Genomic DNA, 16,169 nt, shown 5'->3' with positions numbered 1-16,169 from the left:
AGAAAACTTCCTGTTGGCTGCTGCCACTTATCCAACCAATTTCCTTACTAAGTCTTCCTAGCGTCAAAAATCCAAAATCCATTTTCGTAAAAACTCATTGTCAATTTGTTGGTCTTTTTGTCTTTAGTAAATTCTACTCTCACGTCTTCATTTGGAAAATAAAATGTGTTCTCTGATTGTGGCAAAAGAATATTTGAATTGCCATCTACTGATGTAATTTTGATTCCATCCTGATGAATTTCAACGACCAATTTACCTGTATAATCATTCATATATGTTCCAATGTACCTAGACTTCAAGACGTCAGCTAATTCTATCTTAGTTGGGTGAAGAGGTTGAAATGCTGTTCGCTTTTCGATGAGTGCTTTTAAGTCGCTAAATGTATACGATTTAGGTCCTTTGGAAAGAAGATCACAAATATTGGTTTTAACCATAACTTCTGGATCGTGTTTGGAAAAAAACCAAACTTCTCCAGTTGTAAGATTTTGAATATTGGAATACATCGTACTCTCTCCACTTGTCTTCTTACAGATTTCCATCATGGTATTAAACCCCGCGTCTTGGTTTTTTAAAATAGAAGTTACTATAGGATATCTTCTACATGATGTGCTGTCTTCCTTCCCGCATATGTCAAAGTTTGTTGAGATGAGGAATGCACCATTTCGTACCGATTTAATTCCCGATGCACTAATTATGGCAAATCTTCCAAATCTGTCGGCAACGTGCATTTGAGCACTTACGAAACCATTTTGAAACCAGTACGTTTCGAAAAACTCAATTACTTCCGTCACCGAACTCATGTTGCCCAAAATATAAGGCAGAATTTGCTCGTCTCCGAAATGGAAGGCTTTCATTTTTTTTGGGTCGAATCCCTTCACAGTGTTAATTCCATTGAAGTCAAATGTCAATCCAGCTTCATTCATTCCCCCTTGCATGCTACTTCCTTCCCCAAGTTTTGGAGAAAAATATGAAAGTGTAAAATAACCGTATTTCATTGAAGTGGATTTAGGAAATACATTAATGAAATTGGCGACACCAAGAGGACCGTCTTCATTATTACAATTCCAGACATGTCCATTGGACGCAACTGCGCTAGCAATTGTACAGGCACTAACTTTCATTTGCTGAAAGAGTAGAAAAGTAAATAGTAAGGTAAAATAAGTAATAGAAATGTTTTTCTTGATCCCCATAATTTGATCTTTATATATTATTCTGTCATTTTAACATTTATCGGGCGGTTACAGCCAACAGTAAAGCATTGGTAATGTGGCGGCATTCTGTGTTCGGTCTGCCGGGTACCGGCTGGTGATTAACTGCAACCAACGTTCAAGTATTTGCGAAGGCATGGAATTCATTGAACGAAACGCCAGCAGCCACAAAAGCACCAACACAAATAAACATAAACCCTATTCCGAATAAAGCAAATAACGCAAGCCCTGGTTCAAAACCCTCATCAACTTCTTCGTGAAAATTTTCTGTCTGAACAGTACTCAATGTGTCGGCAGAAACGGCTGTCGTCTGAACACTGTCTGTTATTTGACCAACAGAAGTAAAGGTCACTGAAGTAAATAAAATGATAATTATGAATTGTATAATTAGCCTCATCGTTGTCTTGTCCTTTAATATGTCAATTTCTGTGATTTTCAATTAAGTTTGGGATAGCTGACTTGCGCGGTACGCTTGCAGCCAACGGTCGGGGCTTGGCGAAGAACAGGTATTTGAAATTTGTCCAGCCCGAACCGCAGCTAAATTTATAATTAAAATTTCATTGTTATAGATGTCGCCAAATTATAACGTCGAGCTGATTGATGAAGCTGAATAACGAAATAAAAGTCGATGCTGCGTTGTGTCGGCCAGTTTTTTGCCAACCCATGTTCTCTCCCTTTTTAATCGTTACGTGAAACTGAAGAATTCGAATATATCCTGGAAACAGTCTGAAAAAATTATAACGGAGCGCCTATAGAATTGACAATCAGATATATACACTATTTTTTGAGTATGTATACCATTATTAAAACTGTGAATTGTACATTTATCATTATAATAACATGACCTTTCGCTAAAGCTTCGGGGGTCGTAATGCCCCCAAAGCCAGCCTAACGAGGTCATGACCGCTTTACATCGTTATCGCCATCACCTTATTGGTCTTCCGGCTTTCTTCGGCCATAAAGCCCATGATATGGCTTTCGATAGATTCATCGATGGTAGAGGTCAGTAATTTGGGATTTTGCTGCGACACCGCCTGCACAAAATCATGCGCCAGCAACCAGTCGCCACCGCCATGGCCGCTGTTCCTGTATTCTTCCACATCCTCAGCTTTAGGCACCAGTTTGGTTTGTTTATCGGTCCTGAAATCGGTGATCACCAGTTCATTCATATCGCCTACCATATCGCCCATGGAACCCATAACCCGCGTACGGCGGCCTGCGTAAGAGGTAAACGCTTCCATAGAAAAGCTGGCGGTTATATTATCGCCGAACCGGATGTTGGTTATGTAATGATCGGGTTGGTCATTGTCCATACGATACACACACCGGCCATAATCGGTGGTCTTTAATTTTTCCATAATCGCTTCGGGGTGTTTCGTCTTATCATCCGGAAGGTCAAATACGGATAAGCGAAGCCGTTTGTCGTAGTACGACCTGATGGCGGAATACGGACAGGTTCGTTCAACAGCACAACCATCGGTGCAACGGGCAGTACTGCCGGTGGGTGCATTTTCTTTTCTAAACCATTTCAGATCGCCCATGGCAGAAATTTGCCTGGCCGGCTTGTTGATGATCCATTTTATAATATCCAGGTCGTGGCATGATTTAGCCAGGATGATCGGCGTAGTTTTCTTTGAATTGTGCCAGTTGCCGCGTACATATGAATGCGCCATGTGCAGGTGCTCGATCGGCTCCAGGTGTTGAATACTGATGATATCGCCAACAGCGCCCTGTGCAATGAGCTCTTTCATTTTTACGAAGTAAGGCGCATAGCGTAATACATGGCATACCGCTACAATGCGACCAGTTTTTTTGGCCAATGCCAGAATACTGCGGCATTCTTTTTCTGTAGGCGCAATGGGTTTCTCCAACAAAATGTCGTAGCCCATTTCCAACGCTTTCATACATGGCGCATAATGCAATGCATCAGGAGTTGTAATGATGATGGCATCTGCAAATTTGGGCCGCTCAAATACCCGTTCCCAGGTATCGAAGCGGTTTTTATCATCTATCTGGTGTTTGGCGGCGTACCGTTCATTACGAATGGCAACCGGTTCGGCTACGCCAACGATATCTAACAGGTTAGGAAATTTAGCAGCAAAATTTCCATACACATTTCCACGGTTACCTGCACCCAGCGTAATGGCAGTAACGGGTTTGTCTATTCGTTTGTGCAGTGGATTTCGAGGCAACTCATATTCAATGGTATCATTGGCAAGTTGAGCCATGACTTTTGGTCCTAATACTGTGGCGCCAAGGCCCAGACCAAGCTGCTTTATAAGATGTCTTCTATTCATGGATATATAATGTGGGTGAATGCAATCGTATCGATGAAATTACCACTTATGAATGTTTATAACAAAAAACAAAGGGCATTTCAGATGCAATCGTTTGCATGGCTGTAAGCTGCAAGCTGTAAGCCGTAAGCTGCAAGCTGCAAGCTGTAAGCAAATACAAAGCTAAAAGCCTAAAACGGGAAGCTGTTTTTGCTTTTGCGCCTTTAGGCTTATAGCTTTAGGCTTATAGCTTTAGGCTTATAGCTTTAGGCTTTTAGCTTTAGGCTTTTAGCTGTATTCTACTGTATCAAAATCTTCACCGTTTCCAGCTTTTGATTATTAACATTTGCGCTCAACCAGTATATGCCTTTGTTCAGTTTGCCCGCCGGTATCACCACATTGCGGCTATTAACGGCATTTACATTGGTTTGATATACGGTTTGTCCGGCCGCATTTACCAGCGTTAAGCGGAAGGATCCTGTTCCCTGGATCTTTAACCGGATATCGCCACGCGCCGGATTATTCAACACAAACATTTTTTGCTGCTGCTCGTTTTGAATGATGGCCAGGTTAGAGATCGTTTGCTTGTTGTTCTTATCGGTTGTTACCACGCGATAATAAGCGGTAGTATTAATATCATTATCATCAACATCATATTTATATCCTTCAGCAGCCGAACCCATGGGTTTAATGGGACCAGTAATGGTTTTGAAATTTTTGCCGTCTGTACTTCTTTCCAGCCTGTAATGTGCGGTATTTATTTCCGGTCCTGTGATCCATTGTAACTTATTCCCGCTGCGACCCTGTTTACCAGTCAAAACAAAAAGAGAATTATTGTCTGCTTCCGCCAGATAATCAACCGATTCGCAGATCAAATTATTCCTTACATTATCATTGATGATCGCTTCAATGGGAAAGCCAAAATACAATACCCGGAACTGGCCTTTATAACCTACTCCGGCTCCTGTACCGGTTGAATAGTTCAATACCAATTCAGAACCACCGGTGGTACCAAGAACATCGGCATAATCTACATCATAATAACCGTTGACGCCATTGCCGAATGTGCCGCTGCCTCCATTAAAAAATCCGGTAGTGCCGTTAAAATTATAAGTACCAGCGTCATCGCTCACATATACGGCTTTCAAATAATTTTTATAAAAACTGGTATCGGCATTTACGGATGCAGTCCGGCCAATGTCCCACCCTATTTCGGCCCCGGAGAGCAACAACCGGCCGCCATTATCGAGGTAGTTTTTAATGGCCGTTTTTTCGGTTGCCTCGAAAGTTCTGGGGCTGGTGCTTTCTTCGCCTAAAAACCAGTCAACCGCAAAGTAATTCGACAGTCCCGCATTTCCGGAAGTGACTACTTCATTTTGAATTCCATCAAAAGCCACATCGCAACTGGCCAGGCCCTTGCCGTGTTCTACCATATAACTGTAGTTGTTCATTTTATCGAGTACCATTCTACGAACATTACCCAGGGCGCTGCTTTCAAACTTCAGCAACATGGCCGATGCATCGATCCGGTCGAACCCATCGACCAACAGGTATTTAACCGGTTGGTAATTGCCGCCGCTATGCAGGGGTGTATGCGCAGCAACTACGCCCGAAGCGAAGGATTCGCCACCGGCATTTACCGCCGTTATTTTGAAGAAATAGGTTTTATCGGCGGTGCCGCTAAAGGTGTATCCTGTGTCAGTGACATTGATACCATCGCCAAAGCCACGGCCATTCTCGCTTACATATACGCGGTACCCGGTGGCCGGATGTCCGTAAATACCCCCGCTAACAGGTGCCTTCCAGCTAATGCGAATAGTGGAATTGCCTGTATTCCTGGCAGCTACATGCGTTGGTTCTTCAGGCAAAAAAACAACCGGCACGCCATCGCGGTAATTGAAAAACTTAACGATGCCTTTGTAGGTGGCACGGGCAGCCAACCGGCGGAATTCCGGCTCTCTCATATCGGCTGCATCACCGGTATGATCATGAAAGCCAAGTTCTACCAATGTGCCGGGCACGGTGAGTAACTCCCGTAATTCACCAAAGTTTGCGGTTTTAACGCCCCTGTCGACCCAGGTACTGCGCCAACCGGCCCGCAGGTCGGCAACAAGCTGCTTGTGAATACTGTCGCGTAGCTGCGTACTGCCCGGCGTAATGTTCGGTTGCGAGGAACCCGCCCCGTTATACCGGTAGGTTTCCGTTCCGGTTCCACCTCCTGCATTGGTATGAAAGGATACATACACCGCATTGTCTATTTCATTGCCGCCCTTGCTTAATTCCCATTCTGAATAAACAGGACGAACCGTTACATCTTCACGGCATGTCGGATGCCCCTGATACCTGGCAAATTGCCGGGCTGATTCTTCAAACCGAGGCCTGCCGCTGGCTGCACCGCCATTTATACAATCCGGGGTTTGGCCAATACCGCCGCCCAAACGAACGGCATCGGCAATAATGGCCTGAGAAGCGTCGGTTGACTGGTTGCTGATGGTAACATTATAATCACCACCGGCAAAAAAGTAAAACTGTCCCAGGTATACCCAGGTATCACCATGTATTTCCTGGTTCACTTTATACGTAGTGGTCCCGCCGGCATGTTTTACGATATATTGCACATCGGTAGCGCGGTTGGCGCCACTGATATAGCGTACGGAAACCCAGTACAATCCGTTGGCAGTAACGGTTGGCTTAAAAATAGCTTTGGCTGTTGCACTGGCATTGGCAGTATTGGTACGATACGTGCCGCCATAACCGACAGCGGTGCCGGTATTCCAGGTACCGGTTTCAGTATAGGCCGGTGCGCCGTCGTCGTTGTTAACGATGATCTCTGAAGTGTTCATATCGCGTTCGCGTACACTCCAAACGTTGGCGCCCGCATTCGTGAGGTAATTCAACAGGTAATAATCTATTGTTTCAGCAGTTATAAAATCTTCTACCAATTGGTTGGTAGTACCGCGCTGGGTGATAAAGCCTGTTCCCGTATTGTGCCAGCCGTGGCCGGGGCTTAACCAGACGGTTTTGCCGCTTAATGCGCCGGTTGCAATTGGCTGTCCCACCCCCGGAATGACGCGGGCCTGTGCTGCGGCAGCCTTTCCCTGCTTATCCGGAAAAGGGTCATTATTTTTAACTGCTTTGTACTTTTCAATAGCTGGTGTCTTTACAAAATAATCCAGCGTTTTATATTTGCCGGTTGCTTTGTCTTTTGCCAGCAACAGCACGTTTCGGCTGTCTGTGTCGGTAATCAGGTGTACTAATAGTTCGTTCAGTCCTTCCGATTCTGTTTCAGAAATTGAACCCTGCACATATGATCTATCGGTGTTGAAATACACCTGCAGGTCGCCGTTGACCTTGATAATGCTATCGGCCCGCATTCGAATGGAGGGTTCGTGTGCAATCAATTTGTTAACGTGATGAACAATGGTGGAATCGCTTTGCGCAAATGAGGTTACGTTATGTATAATACATAACAGAATAAGATAAAGTTTTCTCATGATGGTTGGTGTTTGAAGAAGTAAAGACTAAACGTACTAAAAAAATGTACTCACAATAAAAAATCTACCTCGCACAAAAACGCATAAATAAAAGTTAATAATTATGCAATCGATTGTTGTGGAAACATTTTTTAAAATTCCCTTGTGGAATTTTTTTCGTGCAGCATCTTTCTCTTAAACTACTGCCGTATGAACTCATTAGCCCTCCCCGTTGTTCATCCAGCATTTCAAAAACTGAAACACGCTGGTCGCTATTTGCATTTGGCTGCCGGTGGTTTGATCCTTGTACATGCCCTTTCGCATTTTAATCAGCCGCATAGCAGTCCGGTTTATTTAGGCTGCCTGCTATTTATGGCGGTGGATATTTTTATTTTGGTAATGGCCGGAAAAAATATCGCTGCCGACATGCCGTTGGTGAATTTATTTTTCAGACTGGTAGAAATCCTCTTTTTCCTGGGCATTGGCCTTACTTCCTGCACCGGCGGGGAATGGTTCACAGGCCCCGGACATATTTTTATGAGTGCCGCCTATATTTACCTGTTCTGGTGCGAGAAAAAAATGCTGAACGGCGAATATGTGGCCATTCATCACACCGGAATCAGTATTCCAGCCCTGCCCGAGAGCCGGTTCATCATATGGTCGAACATCAACCGCATTGAGGCTCAATACGATTCCATCACCATTGCGGCTTCAGGGGATAAATCTTACCACTTTGATCTACAGAAAAATCTTCAATTCGAAGAACTCGATCAAATTCACGAATTTTGCAGACATTATTTGAAAACAGAGCTGTAAGCAAAAAGCTATAAGCCTTAAACCCAAAGCTGCAAGCCAGGGAAAAGGGTTAGCTGTTTCCGGTTTATTGGAACCTGTATTTGCTTATAGCTTACCGCTTGAAGCTTACAGCTTTGAAGCTTTGAGCTTTAGAAAAAGAAAAAAATGTCTGAATTAAAGAACTCTCCGTATTTACTGTATTCCGACGGGAAAGGAAACATTTTTGAGGATACTACTTTGTATGCTACGGGAAGAGCCGGCTGGGATGCCTATGAAGTGCCGGTAGAAGACTGGATCATTTTACCAGATGGCGGTTCTTTGTACGAATTACCCGGTCGCCGGGGCATTGGTATAGATGTTAAAACCGGCCAGATGCGCCTGTGCGATAAAGGCTGGGCGGTAGCAGCATTCATTCCACCCGCCCATACCGGTTTATACCTGGCTGCCTACGAAACAGCCGCCGATGCACCCACCCTGCCCTTGTTTTGTTATACGGCTGTTGGTTGGGACAACGACGTGTTTTACGTGCCGGCCGTACGCATTGAACAGGACATCAGGCAGGAATGCAGTGGATTTGATACCAAACGCATTCAAACCGGCGTAGATACTTTCTTAAAAGCATATCCGCAAAACCGCCTGGTGAAACACCTGGCTGAAAATTGTTGCCTGACGTATAATTGTCCGGCTGCCCGTAATTATTTTATGGGTCGCTGGGAATGCCCCGTTCCTTCTTCACCAGCCTGTAATGCCAATTGCATCGGTTGTATTTCTTTTCAACCGCAGGAAGAAGAAATTGTTTCTACTCAGGATCGCCTGACGTTTAAACCCACTGCAGAAGAAATTGTGGAGTTCACGGTGCCTCACCTGGAAACAGCACCTTTCCCCATTGTTAGTTTCGGGCAAGGTTGCGAGGGCGAACCGTTACTGATGTGGGAAACCATTCGCGAATCGATCATTCAAATGCGTAAGCATACCGACAAAGGCAGCATCAATATCAATACAAACGGTTCAAAACCGGCAGCGGTAAAAGCGTTGTGCGAAGCAGGCCTGAACTCTATTCGCGTAAGCACCAACTCGGCCCGCAAACATATTTATGAAGCGTATTACCGCCCCAATAATTACCAGTTTGAGGATATTATAGAAAGTTTGAAAGTAGTGCGGAGTTATAATGGCTGGACGAGCATCAACTATTTTGTATTCCCCGGCATGACGGACAGTGTGGAAGAATACGAAGCGTTGCGAAAGCTGATCATCGATACAGACCTGAACATGATACAGTGGCGTAATTTCAATATCGATCCGGATTGGTATATGGGAAAGATCAGCGCTTACGAAACCGGCGATTTGCTGGGTATAAAACAATTACAGGAATTGATCCGTGAGGAATTCCCTCAGGTAAAATTCGGTTACTTCAACCCGTCAATGGAACGGATAACCGGAAACTACGAAGAAGATTTCGCGCATTGATGGGGGAAATTGCTTGATTGTTTTATAGTTTGATGGTTAAATTGAGCAATGTTATCTATACTTTATAAAAAAAGTCTGCTTCATTTCTGAAACAGACTTTTTTTTATAAAACACTCTATGATGAACTTCGTGATTACTTAACCTTGTTTACTTGTGTTTCTTCAACATAGCTGTGGCTTCTGTTGATCGAATACACTTCAGTGGTATTGCGGTTCTTGGATTTCACTACTACGTTCAAAGCTGCATCACCGAATTCTTCAGATTTTAACAGGAACTTCTTGGTGATCCCAGCGCCTTTGAATTTATCGCTATACAGTACATTACCCAATTCATCGCGGAAAATTACGGTATATTCATCTTCTTCACTATTGTTCAGGCTCAGCTCGAATACCGGTTGGTTTTCCATGTTACCGATAAACTTTAATTCAGATTTGTGATCATTCTTTCCTCCGTCATTGGCCATAGCAGGTGTTGAAAATGCTAATGTAAAAGCCAGCGCTACGATAGCCAGGTTTCCATAATTCCTCGTTTTCATAATTGTATGTTTTAAGGTTTGTTGCGTTTCGTAATGCAAACATAGCACGCGTTTTTTCGCTCCAAAAATCAACTCAGGGCCGTTTTTAGGATGCTGAAAGGCCATACAAAATGTTAAAAGTCGCCCTGGTAGCGGGTTCTGTAAAATTGAGACCATGATGCCCAAGGGTAAGTTGACAAGTTGAAAAGTTTAAAAGTTGACATAGTTAAAAACAACTGTTAGTTATATGAACGCAGCTTAAAGCCCAAAGCCGAAAGCTGTACTTGTATTCGCTTGCGGCGTGCAGCTTGAAGCTGTTTCCCCAACCGGCCCCGCCACAATCCTGTAACCGGCACCCTGGTAACCGACCATCTTAACTTACTTTTGCCTTTTAAAAATGACCTGTATGCAATTTGAATTACAAAAAGCATTGCCGGTACTGGAAAGAACGCCACAAGTAGTGGAATCGCTGTTATACGGACTACCGGATGAATGGATACATAATAATGAAGGCGGCGATACCTGGACGCCTTTTGAGATTGTCGCGCATTTAATACATGGTGAAAAAACAGATTGGATCCCACGCGCACAAGTAATACTGGGCGAGGGCAATAAAGAGTTTGTGCCTTTCGATATGAAAGGACATATTAAAGAAGGCAAGGGCAAGACGTTGAGCCAGTTGCTGGATGAGTTTAAAATTTTGCGGAAAGAAAATCTGGCGCAATTACAAGCGCTTGGCCCGACCGAAGAAATGCTCGACCTAACAGGGATACATCCATCATTGGGGACGGTAACATTACGTCATTTATTAGCTTCCTGGGTAGTGCATGACCTTACGCATATACATCAGCTTAGTCGCGTTATGGCCAAACAATATTCCGAAGCCGTAGGCCCGTGGAAACAGTTTATGGGGGTTCTTGGCGGAAAACGCTAGTTCTTTAGTTATTGAGTTATTAAGTTCTTAGTTTAACTACTTAACATACTAATGAACTTACGAATTAAATAACCTATGAACTTAATAACTTATAAACTAAACATCACTATTCACGATTCACCATGGAGATACTTTTACTCTGTTTATTCGCTTTCCTCGCCGGGTTCACTGATGCAATTGCCGGAGGTGGCGGATTAATTCAAACGCCTGCCGCCCTGGTATTATTACCGCAATATCCATTGGCAACGGTATTGGGCACATTAAAGATCCCTTCTTTCAGCGGCACCAGTATTGCAACCGCTCAATATGTGCGCCGCGTGCCGGTAAACTGGTTGTTGATCGGGTTAATGGCCATCATTGCTTTCATTGCCGCCTTTGCCGGTTCAACCTTGCTTACGAAAGTAAATAACAGCTTCATGAAGCCGCTGTTGCTCATTATGCTGATCATTGTAGCCATTTATACTTTTACCAATCGCCGGTTTGGCGATCATACCGAAAAGGACCACAGCTTCCGGCAACAGATCATCTATTCTGTATTGATCAGTTTGGTAATTGGTTTTTATGATGGGTTTATTGGTCCGGGTGCCGGCAGCTTTTTAATACTGTCCTTTATTGGTCTGCTCGGTTTTGATTTTTTAAAAGCCAGTACCCACGCCAAGTTTGTAAACCTGGCTACCAACCTGGGATCAATTACTTTTTTTACCCTTAGCGGCAAGATCATTTTTTCTATTGCCTTACCTATGGCGGCTTGTAACGCCCTGGGTGGGTGGCTGGGCGCCCGCCTGGCTATTTTACGCGGCAATGCGTTCATCAGGATCTTCTTTCTGATCGTTGTATGCGCTACTATTATTCGGTTTGCCTATGATGTGTGGTTTAAGAGTTGACGAGTGAACAAGGGCCTGATAAGACAAATGAACTGTTAAAATTTATACAGCCGGCAGCTTTCCTCATTAACTTGTAAACCTGTTAACCTGTCAACTTGTTAACCTTTAAATTTTATAACTTATCTTAGTATAACCAATTTACAATAATCATGTCGCAGGAATTTGAATCAAAGAAAAATATTCAGGCCGGCAGCTATACCGCTGTGGTATGTGTATTGATGCTGGTTATATTCATCTTTGTAAAGTGGGGCTTACCTCCTTTACCGCAACCGCCTATTGACGAAGGTATAGAAGTAAACCTGGGTAACAGCGATGCTGGCTTGGGCAATGATCAGCCCTTTGAGCCAGGTTCACCTGCGCCTGTCACCCAACAGAATGCCTATGTTCCGCCTAAAGCAGAACCGGCCAAAGAAGACGTAAAAGATATAGAGACCGACGATAAAGATGAAGACGCACCGGTTATTAAAAAACCGCCGGTAGCAAAACCGGAGGCTACCAAAGTGCCCGAGAAAGAGGTGGTAAAAAGCAAGCCGGTAAAAAATCCGCAACCTGTAACAGCGCCAGCAGATCCTGTTCGCAGACCGAAGGCCACGATGGGAGCAGTAAATGGTACCGGTACAGGCGGCAATGAGGCTTCCACCTATAAAAAAGGGGGCAGTGAGGGAATAGCCGGCGGAACAGGTGACCAGGGAAGACCTGGTGGCAATCCCGATTCAAAGAATTATACTGGTGGCGGTCGCGGTAATTCAGGTATTGGAATCAGGTCGGGGCTTGGTAATAGAAAAGTAACAAGTTGGCCCGGTTTCAGGGATGATTTTGATCAAAACGGAAAAGTAGTGGTAGCGGTTAAGTTTGGACAAAATGGATCGGTGTTAAGCGTTGATATTGTACCAAGGGGAACAACTGGCGATGGCCAATTAATAGAAATAGCAAAAAGAAAAGCGAGAGAGTTAAAGTTGAATGTTGATGGAAATGCGCCAGAGACGCAGATTGTTACGTTTGAAATGAATTTTAAGGTTACTAACTAAAAAATCATACCCCGGTAATACTTACTAATCCTTTATATACAAAGTCCGAGGGAAATTCAGTCAATTTTTCTTTCGGACTTTTCTTTTAGCTTTGTCGCCCTAATTATACCGATGACCTACGAGCAAGCGACGAACTATTTGTTTACCCGGCTGCCGATGTTCAGCCGGATTGGCGCAGCGGCCTATAAAAAGGACCTCACCAATACCATTCAACTTTGTGAATATTTAGGGAACCCGCAAACAAAGTTTAAATCCATTCATATTGCCGGCACCAATGGCAAAGGTTCTACCAGCCATATGCTGGCCGCTGTTTTGCAAACAGCCGGCTATAAAACCGGTTTATATACTTCGCCTCACCTGAGAGATTTCAGGGAACGTTTTCGGGTGAACGGCGAAATGATCGATAAACAGTTTGTCGTTGATTTTGTACAACGCATTCAGCCGGTTATTGATGAAATAGAACCCTCCTTTTTTGAGATCACGGTGGCGATGGCCTTTGAATACTTTGTACACGAACAGGTAGATATTGCCGTGATAGAAACCGGGCTCGGTGGCCGGCTGGATTCAACGAACGTGATTACGCCCGAAGTGGCCGTCATTACCAATATAGGCTGGGACCATATGAACCTGTTGGGCGATTCTTTGCCTGCCATTGCTTTAGAAAAAGCCGGTATTATAAAACCGCAGGTACCAATTGTTATAGGGGAAACGGCTCCTGAAACCAGGCCTGTATTTGAAAAGGTAGCACAAGAAAAACAGGCGCCGTTGTTTTTTGCCGATAAACAACGGTATGTGGCCGAATGGAAATACGAACATCATCAACTGATACTGCAGGTATCTGAATCCGGCTCAGATGAACGAACTACTTACCAGCTTGACCTGCCGGGTTATTATCAAACAAAGAATGGCATAACTGTGCTGGAGGTCATTTATCATTTACAAAAGGCTGGTTTTAAAATAACCGAAGATCATGTTCAAAAGGCATTGCGCCAGGTGAAAAAGCTAACCGGGTTGCATGGCCGCTGGGAAGTGATCCATGCCAACCCGGTAGTAGTGCTGGATGTAGGGCATAATGAAGACGGCATTAAACAGATCACCGCTCAAATTGAACTAAGCGATTACCAGCATTTGCATATTGTGATCGGATTGGTGAAAGATAAAGAGATTGAAAAAGTATTGGCGCTTTTGCCTAAAGAAGCCACCTATTATTTTACCCGTGCACAAATACCCCGCGCTTTGCCCGAAACAGAACTGGCGGCCCGGGCACAAGCCATCGGTTTAAGCGGCCAGGCTTATGGCGATGTAAATACGGCAGTACAGCAGGCCATGCACAAAGCGGGCAAGAATGATATGATACTTGTTTGCGGGAGTGTGTTTGTAGTTGGGGAAGTTAGTTTGTAAGTTCATTAGTTAGTAAGTTATTAAGTTGAACAGGAACTAACGAACTCATGAACTTAATAACTTATTTAAAACTTCAACTCTCCTAACTTACTCAATGCATAAAATATCGCAGTCACGTGCATACTTTGAATGAACTGGTTATCGCGCAGCAATTGTTTCAACTCTTCAATTGAAACCAGTCTGATCTCGATGTCCTCATTATCGTCCAACTCCTGGCCTTTTACTTTTTTGCCGCCTGTGGCCAGGTACATATGCATCCAGTTATTATTGGTAGAAGGATTGGCGCAGGTTTTACCGAGGTATTCATAATGCGTGAAGGCATAACCTGTTTCTTCCAGTAATTCGCGGGCGATGGCTTCTTCGTAATTCTTATCAGTATCATCTACACAGCCACCGGGAAGTTCGAAATTGGTCTCCCCTATTCCATGGCGGTATTGTCTTTCCAGGATCACCTGGCCATCTTCTGTTAACGCAAAGGCCGTTACCCAGGTTGGGAACTCATATACATAGTACGGTGCAACCAATTTGCCATCGGGTCTTTCACAGGTATCGTTACGCACCGTAAACCACAGATCATTGAATAAATATTCCGACTTAATAGTTTTCCATTTCAGGTCTCTCATTGTATAATTTTATTTTACGGCAATCGGCAGTCGTGAAAGGTGAATGGTGAATCTACCAGCCATTTCTCTCTCTCAGGGTAGTAATATGCGCTACATGATGCCGGCCATGCCAGGAATAACTGCCTAACAGATAGTATAACGACATTTCTTTGTTGCTTGCCGGGTGAAATACCGTGCGGTTCCACGCTTCTGCCGGTAAATTCAATATAGCTGAATGCCAGCGGGTGTGCAACGCATATAACAAAGTAATGGAAATATTGATGGGCACTGCTTTTACATCGGCCAGGTCGGCCCATAATGCTTCTTCATAAGGCTTAATAACCGGATTGTTTTCCGTTAACCCCAGTTTGAACCGGATGTAGGCGTTTATATGACTGTCAGCCACATGATGCACCACTTGTTTTACCGTCCAGCCGCCATCGCGGTAGGGCGTGTTCAGTTGTTTTTCATCGAGGTTTTCGATGGCCATTTCCAGTAACCCGGGTAAGAACTGGATATCCTGCAACCAATCGCGTTTTTGTTTGTCGGAAAATGGTTGCGGTTCGTATTTGCCTATGGGATAGCGTAAGTCCATAATTTGAAAATTTGAAGATGAGTTAATTTGAAAACTAGTTCGAAATTTGATTATCAGAAGTTATTGGTATGCCGTCTCTAATTTAAGAAGCCATTTAGTCATTCACTGTATTCCATTTTCAAATTTTCAAATTGGCTAATTTTCAAATTTTAAAGTTATTCTTCGCGTAAATTGTGTCCAGTCAAATGTATAAAAACATCTTCCAGGTTAGCTTTCTTAACTTCCTTAGGTCGTTCAAAACCGGTAGCTACCAGGTCGTCGATGAGTTTATCGGGCGTAGCCAGTGCTACGATCCTGCCGGCGTCGATGATGGCAATGCGATCGCACAACACCTCTGCCTCATCCATATAGTGGGTGGTAATAATTACAGTAGTGCCCTTTGCCCGGATAGATTTGATGAGGTCCCACAAATTGCGGCGCGCCTGTGGATCAAGGCCGGTGGTGGGTTCATCGAGGAAAATGATCTTCGGATCGTTGATGAGCGTAGTGGCAATTGAGAAGCGTTGCTTCTGGCCCCCGCTGAGTTCCTTGAATTTGCTTTTCGCCTTGTCTTCGAGGTTCACCATTTTCAACAGGTCGCGGGCAACGATCTTTCTATTGTACAAACCGGCAAACAGTTCGATCAGTTCAACGAGGTTTAACCCCGGATAGAAGCCCGATGTTTGCAATTGCACGCCAATGATCTGCTTAATGGAATTGGGTTCTTTATCAAGATTAAATCCATTCACCCAAACTTCGCCGGCTGTTTTTTCGCGCAGCGTTTCAATGATCTCGAGGGTGGTTGATTTGCCAGCGCCATTGGGACCTAAGAGTCCGAATATTTCGCCTTCAATAACATCGAAGCTAATGCCTTTCACTGCTTCAAACTGGCCGTAATTTTTGATGAGGTCCTTTACGGAAATGATCACCTTGCTCATTAACTGTTCCTGAATTTGAGGCACAAGATACCCCGAAAGTTTGATAATGAGGGGCCGGAATTAATATAGCAGGTA

14 protein-coding genes are annotated in these 16,169 nt (G+C 44.1%); 6 read left to right on the top strand and 8 right to left on the bottom strand.

Annotated features, from left to right (window positions below; all coding sequences use genetic code 11):
• Nucleotides 1–47: 47 nt before the first annotated feature.
• The 4 genes from FAM09_RS15095 to FAM09_RS15080 form a co-directional block, all read right to left on the bottom strand.
• On the bottom strand, nucleotides 48–1,190 hold the full coding sequence (locus tag FAM09_RS15095) for an Ntn hydrolase family protein (RefSeq protein ID WP_136577966.1): 1,143 nt from the start codon (nucleotides 1,188–1,190) through the stop codon (nucleotides 48–50).
• Between the two features lie 136 nt (nucleotides 1,191–1,326).
• On the bottom strand, nucleotides 1,327–1,647 hold the full coding sequence (locus FAM09_RS15090; RefSeq protein WP_136577965.1) for a hypothetical protein: 321 nt from the start codon (nucleotides 1,645–1,647) through the stop codon (nucleotides 1,327–1,329).
• A 469-nt stretch (nucleotides 1,648–2,116) separates the two neighbouring features.
• Nucleotides 2,117–3,505: a Gfo/Idh/MocA family protein gene (locus FAM09_RS15085; protein WP_136577964.1), complete on the bottom strand. Its 1,389-nt coding sequence runs from the start codon at nucleotides 3,503–3,505 to the stop codon at nucleotides 2,117–2,119.
• A gap of 278 nt (nucleotides 3,506–3,783) precedes the next feature.
• Nucleotides 3,784–6,978, bottom strand: coding sequence for a golvesin C-terminal-like domain-containing protein (locus tag FAM09_RS15080; RefSeq protein WP_136577963.1), 3,195 nt, complete (start codon nucleotides 6,976–6,978; stop codon nucleotides 3,784–3,786).
• 189 nt (nucleotides 6,979–7,167) lie between these two features.
• Between FAM09_RS15080 and FAM09_RS15075 the strand changes: the two genes are divergently transcribed.
• Both FAM09_RS15075 and FAM09_RS15070 read left to right on the top strand, forming a co-directional pair.
• Entirely contained in the window at nucleotides 7,168–7,773 is a 606-nt protein-coding gene (locus FAM09_RS15075) for a hypothetical protein (RefSeq protein ID WP_136577962.1), read from the top strand.
• Between the two features lie 144 nt (nucleotides 7,774–7,917).
• On the top strand, nucleotides 7,918–9,219 hold the full coding sequence (locus tag FAM09_RS15070) for a radical SAM protein (RefSeq protein ID WP_136577961.1): 1,302 nt from the start codon (nucleotides 7,918–7,920) through the stop codon (nucleotides 9,217–9,219).
• A 133-nt stretch (nucleotides 9,220–9,352) separates the two neighbouring features.
• Here the strand turns inward: FAM09_RS15070 and FAM09_RS15065 are convergent, their stop codons facing one another.
• A complete protein-coding gene (locus tag FAM09_RS15065; RefSeq protein WP_136577960.1) occupies nucleotides 9,353–9,754 on the bottom strand; it encodes a hypothetical protein in 402 nt (133 codons plus the stop codon).
• Between the two features lie 385 nt (nucleotides 9,755–10,139).
• On the opposite strand from FAM09_RS15065, the gene FAM09_RS15060 reads away from it, so the two are divergent.
• The 4 genes from FAM09_RS15060 (at nucleotide 10,140) to FAM09_RS15045 (ending at nucleotide 13,980) form a co-directional block, all read left to right on the top strand.
• Complete coding sequence (locus FAM09_RS15060) at nucleotides 10,140–10,667, top strand: DinB family protein (protein ID WP_136577959.1); 528 nt, start codon at nucleotides 10,140–10,142, stop codon at nucleotides 10,665–10,667.
• A gap of 122 nt (nucleotides 10,668–10,789) precedes the next feature.
• Nucleotides 10,790–11,551: a TSUP family transporter gene (locus tag FAM09_RS15055; RefSeq protein WP_136577958.1), complete on the top strand. Its 762-nt coding sequence runs from the start codon at nucleotides 10,790–10,792 to the stop codon at nucleotides 11,549–11,551.
• A gap of 149 nt (nucleotides 11,552–11,700) precedes the next feature.
• Nucleotides 11,701–12,579: a hypothetical protein gene (locus FAM09_RS15050; RefSeq protein WP_136577957.1), complete on the top strand. Its 879-nt coding sequence runs from the start codon at nucleotides 11,701–11,703 to the stop codon at nucleotides 12,577–12,579.
• Nucleotides 12,580–12,690: 111 nt separating this feature from the next.
• Nucleotides 12,691–13,980: a bifunctional folylpolyglutamate synthase/dihydrofolate synthase gene (locus FAM09_RS15045; RefSeq protein WP_136577956.1), complete on the top strand. Its 1,290-nt coding sequence runs from the start codon at nucleotides 12,691–12,693 to the stop codon at nucleotides 13,978–13,980.
• Nucleotides 13,981–14,045: 65 nt separating this feature from the next.
• On the opposite strand, the gene FAM09_RS15040 is transcribed toward FAM09_RS15045, so the two are convergent.
• The 3 genes from FAM09_RS15040 to FAM09_RS15030 all read right to left on the bottom strand — a co-directional run bounded on the left by FAM09_RS15040 (nucleotide 14,046) and on the right by FAM09_RS15030 (nucleotide 16,118).
• Nucleotides 14,046–14,603, bottom strand: a complete 558-nt coding sequence (locus FAM09_RS15040; RefSeq protein ID WP_136577955.1) for an NUDIX hydrolase — start codon at nucleotides 14,601–14,603, stop codon at nucleotides 14,046–14,048.
• 52 nt (nucleotides 14,604–14,655) lie between these two features.
• On the bottom strand, nucleotides 14,656–15,177 hold the full coding sequence (locus FAM09_RS15035; protein ID WP_136577954.1) for a YfiT family bacillithiol transferase: 522 nt from the start codon (nucleotides 15,175–15,177) through the stop codon (nucleotides 14,656–14,658).
• A gap of 155 nt (nucleotides 15,178–15,332) precedes the next feature.
• On the bottom strand, nucleotides 15,333–16,118 hold the full coding sequence (locus tag FAM09_RS15030) for an ABC transporter ATP-binding protein (RefSeq protein ID WP_243751681.1): 786 nt from the start codon (nucleotides 16,116–16,118) through the stop codon (nucleotides 15,333–15,335).
• Between the last annotated feature and the right edge of the window lie 51 nt (nucleotides 16,119–16,169).

It is taken from the genome of Niastella caeni, assembly GCF_004834005.1.
GTDB lineage: Bacteria > Bacteroidota > Bacteroidia > Chitinophagales > Chitinophagaceae > Niastella > Niastella caeni.
This window is presented reverse-complemented; position numbering and strand designations above follow the sequence as displayed.